The sequence below is a fragment of the Bacillus sp. FSL K6-1218 genome (genome assembly GCF_038006445.1).
Classification (GTDB): domain Bacteria; phylum Bacillota; class Bacilli; order Bacillales; family Bacillaceae_G; genus Bacillus_A; species Bacillus_A thuringiensis_S.
In genome coordinates, this window is the sequence record NZ_JBBOVE010000001.1 from 4,093,775 (window position 1) to 4,109,753 (window position 15,979).

Consider the following 15,979-nt stretch of genomic DNA (forward strand, 5'->3'; position numbering starts at 1 on the left):
AAAATCCTTATGCCAAGGTGGCATAAGGATTTTTCTTATTTCAATTTGAATACCATCGCTTCATACGGACGTAATGTAATGTTATCTATCGATCCGATTTCTACATCGTAATTGTGTATGAATAATTCTGATTCACTATAACTAATATCCTCAGGCATTTCAAATACACTTTCATCCGCAGTAAAGTTTGCAATAACAAGTAGTTTTTCGTCTCCATATGTTCTTACATAAGCAAAAATAGAAGGATTATTCTCTAATATTAAATCATATGATCCATATACAACTATTTCATTATTTTTGCGTAGCTCAATTAATTTCTTATAGTAATAAAAAATTGAACCTTCATCTTGGATTGCTTGTTTCACATTAATCTCTTTATAGTTAGGATTTACAGTAATCCAAGGCTCACCTGTTGTAAATCCAGCGTGATTCTGATCATCCCACTGCATTGGAGTTCTAGCATTATCACGACCCTTTATATAAATAGAATCCATTACTTTTTCTATATCTTCACCATGGTCTATCACTTTTTCTTTATACATATTTAACGTTTCAATATCTCGATATTCATCAATTGATTGGAATCGAACATTCGTCATTCCGATTTCTTCACCTTGATAAATATATGGCGTTCCTTTCATCATATGAAGAACTGTCGCTAACATTTTCGCAGATTCAATGCGATACATTCCATCATTACCAAAACGAGATACAACGCGGGGCTGATCATGGTTATTCCAATAAAGGCTATTCCATCCGGTATGCTCTAATGCTTTTTGCCACTTTGTTAAATTCTCTTTTAAAGTAAGAAGTGAACATGGTTTTACATCCCACTTTCCACCTTCTCCTGAATCTAAATCCATATGTTCAAATTGGAATACCATTTGCAACTCTTTTCGTTCTTCTCCAGTATACAATTTGGCTTCTTCTGTCGTTACACCAGGCATTTCACCAACCGTCATAATATCATAATTCGATAATACTTCCTCATTCATTTCATGCAAATATTTATGAATGTTTGGACCGTTCATAAAATGTTTATGACCTGAAACATAACCATCTTCATCTGTTTCAACTGTTGGTAACCCTTCTTCTTTAGAAATAAAATTGATAACATCCATGCGGAATCCATCAATTCCTTTTTCTAACCAAAACTTCATCATCTCATAAACATCTTGTCTTACCTTTTCATTATCCCAGTTTAAATCCGGTTGTTTTTTAGAAAACAGATGTAAATAATATTCATCCGTCATTTCATCATACTTCCATGCAGATCCACTAAAAGCAGCTCCCCAGTTGTTCGGTTCTTTCCCTTCTTTTCCAGGACGCCATATATAGTAATCTCTATATTTATTATCTTTTGATTTACGTGATTCAATAAACCAATTATGTTCATCAGATGTATGATTAACAACTAAATCCATCATCAATTTCATATTACGTTCATGCATTTCATGTAATAGTTCATCCCAATCTTCCATTGTTCCGAACTCGTTCATAATTTTACAATAATCACTTATATCGTAACCATTATCATCATTTGGAGATTCATAGACTGGTGATAACCAAATCACATCAATCCCTAACTCTTTTAAGTAATCTAGCTTTGAAATAATCCCTTGAAGATCTCCTATACCATCACCATTACTATCCATAAAGCTACGAGGATAAATTTGATATACTACGCTTTCTTTCCACCATTGTTTTTCCATTATGCTACCCCATTTCATTCATAATTCATTTTTCTCTTTTTTAAGGTGCAAACGTTTTCATTAATGAATGATAACAGATTCTATCTCAATTTAAAATAGCGCTTACAATTTTTATTGTTCTTTTTCTAAGAAAAAACGCGAAAATCACTAATAATTCTCCAATATATGATAACGTTTTATTTTTTTATTTATTTTTTGAATCTATTCGTTTATAATGAACTCAAAGAAAACGTTTGCATAATTATTTCTAGGGGGAAATACCATGGCAGAACTTAAATTAGAAAACATTTATAAGATATATGATAATAACGTAACAGCTGTAACTGATTTTAATTTACACATTCAAAATAAAGAATTTATCGTATTTGTCGGTCCTTCTGGATGCGGAAAATCTACAACGTTACGAATGGTAGCTGGACTCGAAGATATTTCAAAAGGCGAGTTTTCAATTGATGGTAAACTAATGAATGATGTTCCTCCAAAAGATCGAGATATCGCAATGGTATTCCAAAACTACGCTCTTTATCCACATATGAGTGTATATGATAATATGGCATTTGGATTAAAACTTCGAAAAATACCAAAAGATGAAATCGATCGTCGTGTAAAAGATGCAGCAAAAATTTTAGGACTTGAACAATATTTAGATAGAAAACCGAAAGCATTATCAGGTGGACAGCGCCAACGTGTTGCGTTAGGTAGAGCAATCGTTCGAGATGCAAAAGTTTTCTTAATGGACGAGCCATTATCAAACTTAGATGCTAAACTCCGTGTTGCAATGCGCTCAGAAATTTCTAAGCTACATCATCGCCTTGGAACAACAACAATTTATGTAACACATGACCAAACAGAAGCAATGACTATGGCTTCGCGTCTTGTCGTTATGAAGGATGGAAAGATTCAACAAATTGGAACTCCAAAAGAAGTATATGAAACACCAGAAAACATTTTCGTGGGTGGATTTATCGGGTCACCAGCGATGAACTTCTTCCGTGGTAAATTGACTGAAACCGATTTCGTTATAGACAATACTATAAAAATCAAAGTATCTGAAGGAAAAATGAAGATGCTGCGTGAACAAGGCTATGTAAATAAGGAAATTGTTTTAGGTATTCGCCCGGAGGACATTCATGATGAACTACTATTTTTAGAAGCTTCACAATCTACTACTTTCACAACAAAAATTGAAGTTGCTGAATTGTTAGGTGCTGAATCTATTTTATATATGAAACTTGGAAATCAAGATTTTGCAGCACGTGTTGATGCACGACATATATTCTCACCTGGAGACCAAATTAAATTGGCATTTGATTTAAATAAAGCGCATTTCTTTGACAGCCAAACAGAACAACGTATTCGCTAAAAAAATTTCCTTCTATATAACATACAAAAAACCGTCCACATATATTGAGGGCGGTTTTCATTATTATACTAGGGCTTCTACTGTATGAAATGATTGTCCTTTCGTGCTAATAATACCGAAAATCGGTAAATCACTAAGCACCACTTCTTCTTGCTGTTTCATAAAAGATGACGTTAATTGTTTTATCTCTATCCAAACGTCATTAATACAAAGTACATTGGAATCGTTCTCTTGTTGGCGAGAAAAGATAGAATCTATTTTATATAAACCAGCATTTTGAAAAAGCATGTCAATGCGACTGAATGCATTCAAAGTGATGCTAATAACGCGTTGCCAATCTCCTTGCTTTTCCATATCATAGAATACAAAAAGGGCTTCTCCGCCTAGATTCGTAATTTCCTCCACTGTTGCTTGTCCACTTTCTTGATCAATGTCCGTCACAATTACTTTTGCGCCTTGTTTAGCCAACAAAAGAGCTGTATTACGTCCAATACCGATGCCACCACCAGTTACGATAGCAACTTTTCCTGCAAGCTTCATTTTCATTACCCCTTCTATAAGTCTTACCGTCATTCAGTATACTCCTTTATGAGATTATTCTGCAAGCAAGAAAAATTGCTCATTTATTTGTAAGCGATTACTTTTTTTACTCTTTCTTTTTTCCTACTATTACGCTGATCGAAAACTAAACCGATGAAAATTAAAATCTCCCAAAAGATTACACTACCTCCAGTCATTTCAATTTCCCCCTTATTATATAAAGATATTATTTTAATCATTGTAAATTTTTCTCAATTTTCAATCTATCAAAACCCAAAATGATATTATTACATAAATTGTAGTATAACAAAAAAAGACCTTCTTATTTTATGTATAAAAAGGTCTTTTTTCATTATACAAGACTTATTACTTTCGTCTTTGTAATTAAGTCCTGAAAACCGCAATTGTCTTTGCGGAACAACATCATATATACGTTACATATTAATGGAATTCCTAATAGCAATACGTTCGGCAATAACAATACAAAAAATCTTATAATTAATGTTTGCAACGTTAGCTTTTCACTCTTCAATGAAATTAATTTTATTCTCGTTACCTTTTTGCCAAGTGTAACACCGTTCCAAATAAAGGGTAACACAATAAAATATATCGCCATTAATATGAAAACTACTGCGAAATCATATCTAAAATCACCTAAACTTATATTAAAGCGCTTAAACATAGCACTATAGTTTCCGGTCATAATAGCTACTACTGCACCATACATAACCGAGATTAAAAACATGTCAATTAGGGAAGCACCTATGCGATTCATTACAAGCGCTGGACGATGCATCTTTAACTTCATTTTATGTCGACTCCTTCATATCCTTCTTTACCCGTCTCATCGTACCACTTCTAAAAAACATTGTAAACTAGCGTTTCTCTTACTTTTCTTGTACAATTTGTTACAATAGCATTATAAAGGAGGTTCCCATATTGAAAAAATGGATAATCCTATTCGTCGCCTTCCTATTAACCGGTTGTACAGGAAACACAAGTCACTTAACTTATACGGTTAACGATGAATACGAGCTCATACGTACTTCTGGAAATGCATTTGAACTTTTCCCCTCGCAAGATGCTGTATATGCCACACAATACATCCCTGCAAAAATTACAGACATTGCTTGGGATGATAAATACATTATTGCAAAACAAACTGAGGAAAAATCAGATCCAAACAACCCTGACGCAGCAATTGCAAATAAAAAAAGTGAACATTATTGGATTATTGACGTAAAGCACAATAAACGTTTCGGTCCCTACAATGAAAAGCAATTTAATGAACAAAAAGATGCGTTTAAAATTAAGGTGCCTTTTCAAAATGTAGATTCATACATAAAAGAAATAAAAAAACAGTCAGCATAATCTTTTGAGTGCTGACTGCTTTGTCTTACATTATTTTAAAAACACATTACTCCGAAAGTGAGATATTAAACGTTTGTGGCTCTTTTACAACATCTTGTGTTTCTGAATCTCCTGCAAGTAAATCATCAGTTATAAACTGAATATCCTTTACCTTGTCTTTTCCATCGTCAAGTATTAAACCAATAATCCCATCTCTTGTTTCACCAGGCTTATAGTCTTCTCTTGATACATTTTTTGTACCAACTAACGTATCTTCGTCATATAAAAAGTTTTGAGTCGCTACTTTAAAATGTTGCTTACCATTAATTATAACATCATTCATAGAGAAAAATTGCATATTTTTATTTCCGCTATTCTCCACTTTATATGTAATCTCAACGTAACGAATTGTATTACTAATCTCTGTTCCACTTAGCGATGCATATAATTCTGCATCTTCTTGGCTTACTTTATCCCCTAATCTACGTTTTACTTCTTCAGGAGTTAGTGCCGTGTATACTTTCAATGTATTTTTTGCCTTTTCACTCATCTGTGATAAAGAGATTACTTTCACATCTTGTACGTGAATTTTCATTGGCGCTACTTCAAATGTTTGATTCACAGAATGCATCTGCTCTAACTTGAAAGTACCCCATCCTGTTTCTTTCACTTTTTGTCCTACTTTTTTCAGCTCACGCCCACCATATTCTTTTGTTTCAGGAATAGATTCTTTCTTCTTCGGTTCAGCTTTCTTTTCTTCTTGATGGAAGCAACCACTTAACATAAGAAGAAAACTACATAAAACAAAAATACTTTTCCATGCTTTCATCATTTCATTTCTCCTAACGCTATCATTCATGAATATAAAATTAGTCCCTTGCTTTGTAAACTATAGAAACAATGAAAAGTCCACAAAATGAACTTGTCAGTCCAGATACTATTATACCTCCAATTTGGAAAATATGAAAATAGGGATCTAGGAACACATGCACGATAAATATAATAGTTGCCACAACAATTACTGAAATCCAATACTTTCTTTTTTCCGAAGCTAAAATAAAGTCTTTACCCATTTCATTTCTATGCTTCCATAAAACGTATACTAATAATAGAAAACCAATACATGTACTTCCATGTTGCATATATTTATAAACAGAGATACTATACCATTCTCTTTGCAATAATGATATTTTCATAACAAAATAGCCTGTCTTATGAGTGAATGCATCCCAAACAACATGCGTTAACATACCGAATAATGCTGAATAACAAAATACAAAAAGCTCCTTCCATGTATGAAGACCCCACCCCTTGTCTACTGCATATGTATAGTAGCCAGCAAATGGTTTAGGTAAATGTGTTATAAAAGGCTTTTTTAAAATGTAATGATATATGTATGCTAATAAGAAGACAAGTGGTAAATTTAAATATAAGAACCCAAGCCACGTATGCCCAATTACACCATACGGTCTAAAGTGTAAGAAATATTCAAAGTCAGGCGCCATACTACCTAATATAAGAGCCGTTACTGAAATATGTTTAGAATGCTTTTTCGCAAAAGGGAGAACTGCTGCTGGATGTGCAAATGTAAACGGCATACTTTAACTCCTTCTCACATTTTCAATAGAATACCATCTATCATAACGAGAGAATGGAACTTCATGCAATATTTATTTTCACATTGGAATATGATAGTTTAAATGATATAATCCACATAAATATTCAGAAGACAAGAAGAGATTCAGGTGTTATTAACACTTGTATTTGCTACCTTTTTAAATTCAAAATCCGTTATGAATTGAGGTTTATATATTGATTGACGTACCCTTTTTACAAAATGTCACATTAAAAAAAGAAACTATCCCTAGTTTTTCCGCATATCCTTACTGCTTACCCGCTATCCGAACATTACAATCACTAGCTTTCCATCCAAATGTAACATTCATTATTGGAGAAAACGGAACAGGTAAATCAACATTACTTGAAGGAATTGCAATTGCGTTAGGTTTTAATGCAGAAGGTGGAACGAAGAATTTCCGCTTTAGCACAAACGATTCACATTCATCTTTACATGAATACCTTCGAATCTCAAAAAGTTTCAATACACCAAACGACGGTTTCTTTCTTCGCGCTGAATCATTTTATAACGTTGCTTCTTATATTGATGAAATAGATGCTATAAAATCTTACGGCGGTGTTTCACTACACGAACAATCTCACGGCGAATCATTCTTTTCCTTATTTATGAACCGTTTTTCAGGAAAAGGTTTATACATTTTAGATGAGCCTGAGGCAGCTTTATCACCGATGAGACAACTTTCCATGCTCATTCGAATGCATGAGCTAGCTGAACAAGGTTCACAATTTGTTATCGCGACGCATTCTCCTATTTTAATGGCTTATCCTGAATCCACTATATACTCTTTAACACAAGAGGGAATTCACGAATCCACATTAGAAGAAACTGAGCATTACCAAACGACGAAACTTTTCTTTGAAAATCGCGATCGATTATTCCATCATCTATTTGAGTCGTAAAAAAAGAAGCAGCAATAGCTGCTTCTTTTTTATAGTGCTTCTATAAATAAGGCAACCCCGATACCGCCACCGACGCATAAAGAGGCAATTCCTTTTTCTAACCCACGTCTTTTTAATTCGTGAATTAAACTTACTGTAATACGAGCCCCTGTACAACCAATTGGATGCCCAAGTCCTACGCCACTACCGTTTACGTTCACTTTTTCACGGTCTAAACCTAACTCTTTCTCTACAGCTAAATATTGAGCTGCGAAAGCTTCATTAATTTCAAGTAAATCTGCATCTTCTAATGACCAATCTACTTTTTCTAAACCTTTACGAATTGCTGGTGCTGGCCCAATACCCATAATTTTTGGATCTACCCCAGCTACTGAATATCCAACAATTCTAGCTAACGGTTGTAAGCCTTTTTCTTTCGCTTTTTCTTCGCTCATTAATACTAGAACTGCACTTCCGTCATTCAGGCCAGATGCATTTCCTGCAGTTACTGATCCGTCTTTACGGAACGCTGGTTTTAATCCTGCTAATTTTTCAGCTGTAATATCTGCACGTGGATGTTCATCCTTCGAAAATACTATTTCTTTTCTACGTTCTTTTATCGTAATAGGAACAATTTGATCGTCAAAGTATCCAGACTCAATTGCTTGCAGTGCCAATGTATGACTGCGAAGAGCAACTTCATCTTGTTCCTCTCTTGTAATTTCATATTGTTCAACTAAATTTTCCGCTGTTTCACCCATCATAATATGGTGAATCGGATCTTCTAACACTTCCCACACCGTGTCACGAATTTCTCCGTGCTGTAGACGTTGTCCCCAGCGGTGCTGTTTCAATGCATAAGGGCTCGAACTCATCGCTTCTACTCCACCTGCAACAACAACATCACTTACACCTAATTGGATTTGCATTGCAGCTGACATAATTGCTTGCATACCTGAAGAACATTGACGTTGGATTGTATATCCCGTAACTGTGTCAGGAAATCCTGCCGCTAATGCAGCTGTTCTCGCCGTATTTGCTTCATCAGTTCTTTGAATACAATGACCTAAAATTACTTCATCAACTTCATGTGGTTCTACCCCGCCTCGTTTTACAGCTTCCTGAAGTACAGGAACAGCTAATTCTACTGGCGTTACATTTTTTAGCGCTCCTCCAAAAGTTCCAATTGGCGAACGAACTGCAGCTGTAATAACAACATTATGCATTTTGTACTTGCCCCTCTCTTATGTACCCTAGTAAGTTTTTAGGTGAAATTCCATAAGATGTATATCTATAACTATCATACTATAAACATACTAAAAAATCAAAATATTTAATATAATAAAAATAGAAGGAATTAACCTTCTATTCTGTTAGCGCATATAAAAACTTTTGTAAAATTTTCTCTGTCGTTTCATTCAATTTTGGCAACTTATCAACCGGAAAATATTGGAGTTTGAGCCCTTCATGATCGAGCTTCAATTCCCCGCTCACATGATGTGCCTGATACAGATGAATGACATTGAAAATTTCATCGCCATTCGGATAACGGAAATATACTTCTTTTCCTGATAAAACACCAAGAAATTGCATTATTTTTGCAGTTAATCCCGTTTCCTCAAATAACTCTCTACGTGCAGTTTCTTCTGTCGTTTCGCCCAGTTCCATCGCCCCACCAGGTACACCCCAATCATATGTATCTGAACGATATTGAAGCAATACTTCTTGATTATCATTTAATATAATGATTGCTGATCCTACGAGAATAAGCGGCCTTGTACCAACGACTTTGCGTAACTCTTCAATATACCCCATATGTAAATTCCCCTTTCCCTAACCTCCCTTATCATAACAAAATTTTTCTCTTTTTGTTCATGTAATTTTAAAGAAAAAAAGGAAGCTTTCGCCTCCTTTTTTTCACCTTTATTTCTTAAAACTTTCATATTTTACAGCTTCAAAAGCTTCCTCAATTTCATCATTACGATAATGGACATATGTAAAACGACCTAATTCTACTAATCTTGCTATTTCCTGTAACACTTTATGTTGCTCATATGTTTCTTTCAGCTTAATATGTACATAAAACTTCATTAAAGGATGTTCATATAAAGGTTCTCCCACCTCTACATATACATCTTCAACCCCTTGTACAACTCTTACATAACTCGCAAATTGATAAAGTGCTTCTCTGTCTGAAACGATTTTTAATGTATACATATATTCTCCCCCTTTCCTTTACTATATCAAAAAGACGGCCACACCATGTTATAGAACTATGAAATTTTTTCGACTTGTCATCTATATATTCAATAAAGAAGGCGTTTATCCATACATAGCATCTTTTTCCCACATATATTATAGGAAGAATTTTTTATTTGAGGTGTTCCTTATGGATCCATACGTCAATATATGTATTTGCATTACTCCAGGCGCCGATATTTCTGATGACCGTATCGCAAAAGATTTAGCTGTTGCAGAATCAATTTGGCACCCTATTACATTTCAAATTCAAGAAGTCATTGTATTAAATGAACTTTTCCGTTTTTCTGACCGTGAAATCAGTTATAAAAATTCCATTCAAAGTCAAGAAAAGTTGGCATCCTTTTTCCAAGCATGTGTAAATGAAGCTCCTGAATGCGATCTTTATATTTGTTATATTGGCAGTAATTATTTCAAAGAAACAGCAGTAATTGCCTGCGCTTATTCTTTAGCAAAACAACAGCAACTTACTGGCTATATCGTTTTAACAAATTCGGCTGCTCCTATGAAAAATATATATACGCTCGCTCACGAAATTGGTCATATTTTATTTACAAGACGTGTTCATGGAAAACTTACTCATGCAGATCCTCATTCTCCAACCGGCACGGAGCACCACCCTTCTCCAACAAATCTTATGTATCCGATAGTCCCTCGTCCAGAAAACATTCATATTCATTCCTTATTAACGGAAGAACAAAAAGCGCTCTCTTTACAAAGCTCTTTATTACAAAGAAAAAAACAGTAACCCTCATGTTACTGTTTAAAACAACTTATTCCAATCAACAAACCAAATCCCGGCTGCTAGAAATAAAAATAGACAACTAAATATAAATGTAATCCCTCTAAAAATCCCTATATAATATTTCTTTGGAAATAATTTTTGGTATATCCAGAGCAGCCGCTTTTTATTGAATTTCTAGTTCACACTTTTTCTTTCTTCAATTTTTAAAGACCATTTCATTAATCCATATATACTTCCATACATAAGTAAGACCTTTGCAATTCCCCAAAATACATTACTTTCTTCTAAGTCTTTAAATATGAACATAATTGCAAGAGGAACAATTAGCACCAAAACACCCATCCAGCCAAGAACATATACTTCACCAATAAGAAGTAATAAAAAGATAATTGCTGCTAATATATATGTTTGCATTGTCGACAATTGTAATATAGGCGTCCCATACCATTTATTCATAAACATCAATAACACCAATAATAAAATAGGAACCATTACTATTACATAAATAATTCCAAATTCTACTAATTTGCTTTTGAAAGAAGACATTCTAAATGCAACAATTGTTCCAATAATCGTAATGATTAAAACGATAGGATAACCGATTAACTGTACATTTGTTAACTTAAATTGTTGATTCGGACTTTCAAATAAAATATTTGTAAGTAACCAATATCCACCTATCCCAATTATCATTCCTAAAATAGTCTTTATGCTCCCGCTTTTATCCTTCTCCATCTCTTTCGCTAATTCTTCCGCATACTCTTTTGGTGAGTCACCAAATATGTCACTTACTGTCTTTCCCTTTTTTTCACCTTCTATTAAATGAAGCTCTGCATCTTCTAGAAAAGCGTCCACATCTTCTTCTTTAATCCCTTTTGTTATTAAATATACTTTCGTATCGATTAAAAACTTTTCACCTTCTTTAGAAATCTTCATTATAACCCCTCCCTTATTTAACCATTTCTCTTCTATTCGTCTTCATCATAATTTCAACGAAAATTAAAATAAATAAACTTCCGTATAAACATATAAATTGAATTAGCATTGGCATAAGATCTTCCGATGTAAATGTTTTAAACACTAACATAATTGAAAGTGGAATGATTAAATATAAGTTTTTAAACCATCCTTCAAAATATATATTTATAGCTACTGTGATGATAAAAATCCCACCAGCTACTATATAACCTTGCACTTCGGTGAATGTGAGCGTTTTTGTCGGATAGATCACGTCTAATATCGTAACAGCTCCTAATAAAAACATTGGAGCAATCATAACTAAAGACCACATAGAAAACCATGTTTTTGTAAAACTTGTTACGAAGGCCATTTTACGAAGTAGAAAATTAGGACCTATAACAACTAAAATCAATGAAAAACTATAACCGATACACTGAATAAGTGAAATCTGTAACATTCCATGATTCACTATTAAGATAGAAGCAATAATCCAAAATGATACGATATTCATTACTGTAAAACCAATTTGCTTCCACGTCTCCTGTCTATCTCTTTCCATCACTTTTACAAGTTCATTTGCATATTCTTTCGGTGAGCTTCCAAAAATATCTTCTACACTCTTGCCCTCACTCTCACCTTCTATTAAATGCAACTCTGCATCTTCTAAAAAGTTTTCAATATCACTTTCTTTTACACTCTTTGCCGTCAAAAATAATCTCATATCTAATAAAAACTTTCGTGCTTCTCTTGATAGCATTATTTTTTTCTCCCCTTCCCTACTAGTAGACGCTCTACACTACTTTGCATCGCTTCCCAGCGATCCATAAATTCATTAAGTGCTTCCTCGCCTTTTTCTGTTAATGTATAATATTTTCGCTTTGGGCCAGATGGAGATTCCTTCATTACACTTGTTATTAATCCTTCCTTTTGCATTCGTATTAATAACGGATAAATACTTCCCTCACTCGCCATTGTAAAGCCATACTTCGCTAGCTTTTCACTCATTTCATAACCGTATATTTCACCTTCAGAAATAATAGCAAGTAAGCATCCTTCTAAAATCCCTTTCAACATTTGACTTGTTGACATAACTCAAATCCTCCTAACAATATTTTTCCAAATCTTTGCAGGATTTTTATTATCCCCTCTCTAAATAGAGCAATATGAGAACTTTATTACGAAGGGATGTTTTTCATCATGGTTACAAATCGAGTTGTCTTTTTAACAGGTGCTGCGAGTGGTATTGGATATGAAATGGGAAGTGCTTTTGCAAAAGAAGGTGCAAAAGTTGTGATTACTGATCGTCTTGAAGAACGTGCGAAAGAAGCTGCTGAACAATTACAAAATGAAGGTTTTCAAGCTATCGGTTTAAAATGTGACGTTACATCTGAAGAGGAAATTACAGCAGCAATTTCTCAAACAGTTGATCATTTCGGTTCATTAGATATATTAATTAACAACGCAGGAATGCAACACGTTTCACCCATTGAAGACTTTCCAACTGAAAAGTTCGAGCTGCTAATTCAAATTATGCAAATTGCTCCGTTTATCGCAACTAAGCATGCCTTTCCGATTATGAAACAACAAAAATATGGTCGTATTATTAATGTCGCTTCTATTAACGGCCTGGTTGGGTTTGCTGGAAAAGCTGCCTATAATAGTGCAAAACATGGCGTAATTGGATTAACAAAAGTTGCCGCTTTAGAAGGTGCTACGCATGGTATTACTGTTAATGCCCTTTGCCCTGGTTATGTCGATACCCCTCTTGTACGTAATCAACTACAAAACTTAGCTACTACAAGAAATGTACCACTTGAAAATGTTTTAGAAGATGTCATTTATCCACTTGTACCACAGAAGCGTTTGCTACAAGTACAAGAAATCGCTGATTATGCTATGTTTTTAGCGAGCGAAAAAGCGAAAGGTATAACTGGTCAAGCTGTCGTTATCGATGGTGGTTATACTGCTCAATAAAAAATAAAGTTTGCTCACGAAGAGCAAACTTTATTTTTTATCGCGAGGATCTTCGTACTTTAGTAATTGCCGCGGGAGCTTCTCAATTGCAACAATTACCCCCTCTAATTTACTTTCAATACGGTGGAGTAAATATAATGTTACAACAATTGGAAACCCTACATTACCTATCATCTTGATCCACTCTTCCATCCCCTTCTCCTCCTTTCATTATATAAGTAAGAGAAAACAATGCATTTAGGCATAAAAAAACAAGCTATTATGTATTAGCCTGTTTTTCAAATAATGATGCAATTTCTCGTTTATAATCCCCGCTTATAATACCTTTCTCAGTAATAATTCCTGTAATTAATTCGTTCGGTGTTACGTCAAATGCAGGGTTATAAACGTTCGTTCCAATTGGTGCTACTTGTTTTCCAAAGATTTTCGTAACTTCTGTTTCATCTCTTTCTTCAATAATTATCTCGGCTCCATTTTCTTTCCTAACATCAAATGTTGACAGTGGCGCAGCAACATAAAATGGGATATCAAAGTGCTTTGCTAAAATAGCTAAATTCATTGTCCCTATTTTATTTGCCGTATCTCCATTTGCGACAATTCGATCCGCCCCTACAATAATTGCATTTATTTCTTTCGTTTGAATAGCATGAGCTGCAGTATTATCTGTAATAAGGGTCACATCAATATTTGCTTGCTTCAATTCCCACGTCGTTAAGCGACCACCTTGTAAAACTGGTCTCGTTTCACACGCATATGCATGTAAACGCACACCTTTCTCTTTTCCAATATAAAAGGGAGCTAATGCAGTTCCATATCTGGCAGTTGCGATACTTCCAGCGTTACAGATTGTTAAAATATTATCGCCATCTTTAAAACATGTTAACGCATATTCCCCAATATTTCGGCACACCTCTTCATCTTCCTGCTGAATGCGAAGCGCTTCTTCTTCTAATGTTTTTTGTGCTTCTTTTATTGTAGTAATCTCTCGAATAGATTCTCTCATACGATCAATTGCCCAAAATAAATTGACTGCTGTCGGGCGTGACGTTCCTAAATAATTACAATCTCTATTAAACTTCTTTTGAAATTCTTCAATATGTACAGTGTTATATTTTTTTGATGCAAGCGCCAAGCCAAATGCAGCTACAATTCCAATTGCAGGCGCTCCTCGTACTTCTAACATTACGATGCTTTTCCAAACCTCTTCAATAGTCGTCAATGTTTTATATTCTGTGCTATGCGGCAATTTCGTTTGATTTAATACCGCAATTGCATCACCTTTCCAACTTACAGATATCGGAACAGTAACAATTGTACTCATGCTTTTATGCCTCCTGAAACTGTCTGTTGAAATAACGTTCGAAACAGTTGAATATCAGCACTTTTAGATTCATATTTTATTAGTTCTTTACCTAAGGATAGCGCTTGTTTCTTAGCTTGAATTCTTGTTTCTTTATTTTCTATTTCATCTAAATCTGCTACATGAGCTAAACCAATTGTTCTACGAATCAGTTCACATCCAGCAAATCCAACAGCATCAGTAAAGATATTTTGCAAAATAATTGGTAACCATTGTTTTTCTTTCGTATATGCTTCTACACCTTCTCCAATCCATAACTTTGTAAAAGTCTCTACAAAATAACTCCACGTCTTTTCTATATGGAAAAATAATACACTTCTTTTTTCTTCTTCTCTAGATAAAGCATTTAATAATAGATTTGCAATAAATTGACCTATGTCAAATCCAAATGGGCCATAGGTCGCAAATTCTGGATCAATCACTTTCGTTTCAGAAGGTGACGAAAAAATACTACCAGTATGTAAATCACCATGAATAAGAGTTTCTTTTCTTGTTAAGAACTTATATTTATATTGTGCTACTTTTAGTTTTAAAGTTTTATCACTCCAAAGTTCATCAACCACGAGCTGTAAATCTGGCTCATAATCATTTGTATCATAATGTCCAAACGGATCTGTAAACACTAAATCCTCTGTAATTTTACAAAGATCCGGATTTACAAAGGTACCTTCTAGTACCCTCTTCTCTTCTGATTGTAAACCAAAATCTGAAGTGTAAAATAAAACATGTGCTAGAAAACGGCCGATATGCTGGGATAAAAGCGGATATTCTTCTCCGTCTATTAATCCTTTTCTTGTAATTGTTAGTCTTGATAAGTCTTCTATTACCGTTATCGCTAACTCTTCATCATGACTGTACACTACCGGAACATAATCCGGTACATACTGCGCAAAAATTTGCAGTGCCTTGCTTTCAATCGTTGCTCTTTTTATAGACAACGGCCAACTTTCACCAACTACTTTCGCATAAGGCAGTGCTTGTTTTATTATAATGGATTTCTCTCCATCATCTAATTTGAACACGTAATTTAAGTTTCCATCTCCGATTTCATGACAAATGACATTTGCCTTCGCCTCAAAATAGCCATTCTCTTTCGCATATTGTACAGCTGTTATTTCTGTTAATGAATAATATCCCATCGTCTTCTCCCCCTTTTTAAATTCAGAGGTTTTTCTAACACAGAAAAACCTCTTTCCACT

At 34.3% G+C, this 15,979-nt stretch carries 20 protein-coding genes and 1 pseudogene; 5 read left to right on the top strand and 16 right to left on the bottom strand.

What is annotated here, in order from left to right; translation table 11 throughout:
- Positions 1–35: 35 nt before the first annotated feature.
- Entirely contained in the window at positions 36–1,712 is a 1,677-nt protein-coding gene (malL, locus tag MHI26_RS20710; protein WP_086407642.1) for an oligo-1,6-glucosidase, read from the bottom strand.
- Between the two features lie 262 nt (positions 1,713–1,974).
- On the opposite strand from malL, the gene MHI26_RS20715 reads away from it, so the two are divergent.
- Positions 1,975–3,075, top strand: coding sequence for an ABC transporter ATP-binding protein (locus MHI26_RS20715; RefSeq protein WP_061666343.1), 1,101 nt, complete (start codon positions 1,975–1,977; stop codon positions 3,073–3,075).
- A 63-nt stretch (positions 3,076–3,138) separates the two neighbouring features.
- Here the strand turns inward: MHI26_RS20715 and MHI26_RS20720 are convergent, their stop codons facing one another.
- The 3 genes from MHI26_RS20720 to MHI26_RS20730 all read right to left on the bottom strand — a co-directional run bounded on the left by MHI26_RS20720 (position 3,139) and on the right by MHI26_RS20730 (position 4,423).
- Positions 3,139–3,648 carry an SDR family NAD(P)-dependent oxidoreductase gene (locus tag MHI26_RS20720; protein WP_000218414.1) on the bottom strand — a complete coding sequence of 170 codons (510 nt, stop codon included), beginning with the start codon at positions 3,646–3,648 and terminating at the stop codon, positions 3,139–3,141.
- Positions 3,649–3,698: 50 nt separating this feature from the next.
- Entirely contained in the window at positions 3,699–3,812 is a 114-nt protein-coding gene (locus MHI26_RS20725; RefSeq protein WP_000145648.1) for a hypothetical protein, read from the bottom strand.
- Positions 3,813–3,967: 155 nt separating this feature from the next.
- The gene (locus MHI26_RS20730; RefSeq protein WP_000769078.1) at positions 3,968–4,423 is read right to left on the bottom strand and encodes an RDD family protein; all 456 of its coding nucleotides are present in this window, start codon (positions 4,421–4,423) and stop codon (positions 3,968–3,970) included.
- A gap of 131 nt (positions 4,424–4,554) precedes the next feature.
- Here MHI26_RS20730 and MHI26_RS20735 point away from each other — a divergent pair, with 131 nt between their 5' ends.
- The gene (locus tag MHI26_RS20735) at positions 4,555–4,986 is read left to right on the top strand and encodes a DUF3997 domain-containing protein (protein ID WP_000758793.1); all 432 of its coding nucleotides are present in this window, start codon (positions 4,555–4,557) and stop codon (positions 4,984–4,986) included.
- Between the two features lie 46 nt (positions 4,987–5,032).
- Here MHI26_RS20735 and MHI26_RS20740 read toward each other — a convergent pair whose 3' ends face one another.
- Both MHI26_RS20740 and MHI26_RS20745 read right to left on the bottom strand, forming a co-directional pair.
- Positions 5,033–5,797, bottom strand: coding sequence for a hypothetical protein (locus MHI26_RS20740; protein ID WP_000973897.1), 765 nt, complete (start codon positions 5,795–5,797; stop codon positions 5,033–5,035).
- 37 nt (positions 5,798–5,834) lie between these two features.
- A complete protein-coding gene (locus MHI26_RS20745; RefSeq protein WP_001116860.1) occupies positions 5,835–6,563 on the bottom strand; it encodes a DUF4184 family protein in 729 nt (242 codons plus the stop codon).
- 214 nt (positions 6,564–6,777) lie between these two features.
- Between MHI26_RS20745 and MHI26_RS20750 the strand changes: the two genes are divergently transcribed.
- A complete protein-coding gene (locus tag MHI26_RS20750) occupies positions 6,778–7,503 on the top strand; it encodes an AAA family ATPase (protein WP_000568014.1) in 726 nt (241 codons plus the stop codon).
- Positions 7,504–7,532: 29 nt separating this feature from the next.
- Here the strand turns inward: MHI26_RS20750 and MHI26_RS20755 are convergent, their stop codons facing one another.
- From MHI26_RS20755 to MHI26_RS20765, 3 genes are all read right to left on the bottom strand, one after another.
- Positions 7,533–8,708: an acetyl-CoA C-acetyltransferase gene (locus tag MHI26_RS20755; protein ID WP_000552080.1), complete on the bottom strand. Its 1,176-nt coding sequence runs from the start codon at positions 8,706–8,708 to the stop codon at positions 7,533–7,535.
- Positions 8,709–8,847: 139 nt separating this feature from the next.
- Positions 8,848–9,297 (bottom strand): NUDIX hydrolase, encoded by a 450-nt coding sequence (locus MHI26_RS20760; RefSeq protein WP_000540529.1) that lies wholly within the window; start codon positions 9,295–9,297, stop codon positions 8,848–8,850.
- A gap of 108 nt (positions 9,298–9,405) precedes the next feature.
- Entirely contained in the window at positions 9,406–9,699 is a 294-nt protein-coding gene (locus MHI26_RS20765; protein ID WP_000288331.1) for a DUF3928 family protein, read from the bottom strand.
- Between the two features lie 172 nt (positions 9,700–9,871).
- Here MHI26_RS20765 and MHI26_RS20770 point away from each other — a divergent pair, with 172 nt between their 5' ends.
- Positions 9,872–10,489 carry an ImmA/IrrE family metallo-endopeptidase gene (locus tag MHI26_RS20770; protein ID WP_061666342.1) on the top strand — a complete coding sequence of 206 codons (618 nt, stop codon included), beginning with the start codon at positions 9,872–9,874 and terminating at the stop codon, positions 10,487–10,489.
- A gap of 15 nt (positions 10,490–10,504) precedes the next feature.
- Here MHI26_RS20770 and MHI26_RS20775 read toward each other — a convergent pair.
- The 4 genes and pseudogenes from MHI26_RS20775 to MHI26_RS20790 form a co-directional block, all read right to left on the bottom strand.
- A pseudogene (locus MHI26_RS20775) lies at positions 10,505–10,648 on the bottom strand (DNA-binding protein); the annotation flags it as partial.
- 12 nt (positions 10,649–10,660) lie between these two features.
- Positions 10,661–11,422 (bottom strand): DUF1129 domain-containing protein, encoded by a 762-nt coding sequence (locus MHI26_RS20780; protein WP_061666341.1) that lies wholly within the window; start codon positions 11,420–11,422, stop codon positions 10,661–10,663.
- 13 nt (positions 11,423–11,435) lie between these two features.
- Positions 11,436–12,203: a DUF1129 domain-containing protein gene (locus MHI26_RS20785; RefSeq protein ID WP_000952331.1), complete on the bottom strand. Its 768-nt coding sequence runs from the start codon at positions 12,201–12,203 to the stop codon at positions 11,436–11,438.
- Entirely contained in the window at positions 12,203–12,535 is a 333-nt protein-coding gene (locus MHI26_RS20790; protein ID WP_000107989.1) for a PadR family transcriptional regulator, read from the bottom strand. Before MHI26_RS20790 ends, MHI26_RS20785 begins: the two co-directional genes overlap by 1 nt.
- Before the next feature lie 108 nt (positions 12,536–12,643).
- Here MHI26_RS20790 and MHI26_RS20795 point away from each other — a divergent pair, with 108 nt between their 5' ends.
- The gene (locus tag MHI26_RS20795) at positions 12,644–13,420 is read left to right on the top strand and encodes a 3-hydroxybutyrate dehydrogenase (RefSeq protein ID WP_000258449.1); all 777 of its coding nucleotides are present in this window, start codon (positions 12,644–12,646) and stop codon (positions 13,418–13,420) included.
- Positions 13,421–13,450: 30 nt separating this feature from the next.
- Here MHI26_RS20795 and MHI26_RS20800 read toward each other — a convergent pair whose 3' ends face one another.
- The 3 genes from MHI26_RS20800 to mtnK all read right to left on the bottom strand — a co-directional run bounded on the left by MHI26_RS20800 (position 13,451) and on the right by mtnK (position 15,919).
- Entirely contained in the window at positions 13,451–13,612 is a 162-nt protein-coding gene (locus tag MHI26_RS20800) for a YvrJ family protein (RefSeq protein WP_000393336.1), read from the bottom strand.
- Between the two features lie 67 nt (positions 13,613–13,679).
- On the bottom strand, positions 13,680–14,741 hold the full coding sequence (mtnA, locus tag MHI26_RS20805) for an S-methyl-5-thioribose-1-phosphate isomerase (protein WP_061666340.1): 1,062 nt from the start codon (positions 14,739–14,741) through the stop codon (positions 13,680–13,682).
- A complete protein-coding gene (gene mtnK / locus MHI26_RS20810) occupies positions 14,738–15,919 on the bottom strand; it encodes an S-methyl-5-thioribose kinase (RefSeq protein ID WP_000542690.1) in 1,182 nt (393 codons plus the stop codon). The genes mtnA and mtnK overlap by 4 nt, the downstream gene beginning before the upstream one ends.
- Positions 15,920–15,979: the final 60 nt, after the last annotated feature.

Bases quoted from the DNA above. Each gene is read 5' to 3' on its own strand.
- malL (WP_086407642.1), bottom strand. From the start codon at position 1,712: ATGGAAAAACAATGGTGGAAAGAAAGCGTAGTATATCAAATTTATCCT.
- MHI26_RS20715 (WP_061666343.1), top strand. From the start codon at position 1,975: ATGGCAGAACTTAAATTAGAAAACATTTATAAGATATATGATAATAAC.
- MHI26_RS20720 (WP_000218414.1), bottom strand. From the start codon at position 3,648: ATGACGGTAAGACTTATAGAAGGGGTAATGAAAATGAAGCTTGCAGGA.
- MHI26_RS20725 (WP_000145648.1), bottom strand. From the start codon at position 3,812: ATGACTGGAGGTAGTGTAATCTTTTGGGAGATTTTAATTTTCATCGGT.
- MHI26_RS20730 (WP_000769078.1), bottom strand. From the start codon at position 4,423: ATGAAGTTAAAGATGCATCGTCCAGCGCTTGTAATGAATCGCATAGGT.
- MHI26_RS20740 (WP_000973897.1), bottom strand. From the start codon at position 5,797: ATGATGAAAGCATGGAAAAGTATTTTTGTTTTATGTAGTTTTCTTCTT.
- MHI26_RS20745 (WP_001116860.1), bottom strand. From the start codon at position 6,563: ATGCCGTTTACATTTGCACATCCAGCAGCAGTTCTCCCTTTTGCGAAA.
- MHI26_RS20755 (WP_000552080.1), bottom strand. From the start codon at position 8,708: ATGCATAATGTTGTTATTACAGCTGCAGTTCGTTCGCCAATTGGAACT.
- MHI26_RS20760 (WP_000540529.1), bottom strand. From the start codon at position 9,297: ATGGGGTATATTGAAGAGTTACGCAAAGTCGTTGGTACAAGGCCGCTT.
- MHI26_RS20765 (WP_000288331.1), bottom strand. From the start codon at position 9,699: ATGTATACATTAAAAATCGTTTCAGACAGAGAAGCACTTTATCAATTT.
- MHI26_RS20770 (WP_061666342.1), top strand. From the start codon at position 9,872: ATGGATCCATACGTCAATATATGTATTTGCATTACTCCAGGCGCCGAT.
- MHI26_RS20780 (WP_061666341.1), bottom strand. From the start codon at position 11,422: ATGAAGATTTCTAAAGAAGGTGAAAAGTTTTTAATCGATACGAAAGTA.
- MHI26_RS20785 (WP_000952331.1), bottom strand. From the start codon at position 12,203: ATGCTATCAAGAGAAGCACGAAAGTTTTTATTAGATATGAGATTATTT.
- MHI26_RS20790 (WP_000107989.1), bottom strand. From the start codon at position 12,535: ATGTCAACAAGTCAAATGTTGAAAGGGATTTTAGAAGGATGCTTACTT.
- MHI26_RS20795 (WP_000258449.1), top strand. From the start codon at position 12,644: ATGGTTACAAATCGAGTTGTCTTTTTAACAGGTGCTGCGAGTGGTATT.
- MHI26_RS20800 (WP_000393336.1), bottom strand. From the start codon at position 13,612: ATGGAAGAGTGGATCAAGATGATAGGTAATGTAGGGTTTCCAATTGTT.
- mtnA (WP_061666340.1), bottom strand. From the start codon at position 14,741: ATGAGTACAATTGTTACTGTTCCGATATCTGTAAGTTGGAAAGGTGAT.
- mtnK (WP_000542690.1), bottom strand. From the start codon at position 15,919: ATGGGATATTATTCATTAACAGAAATAACAGCTGTACAATATGCGAAA.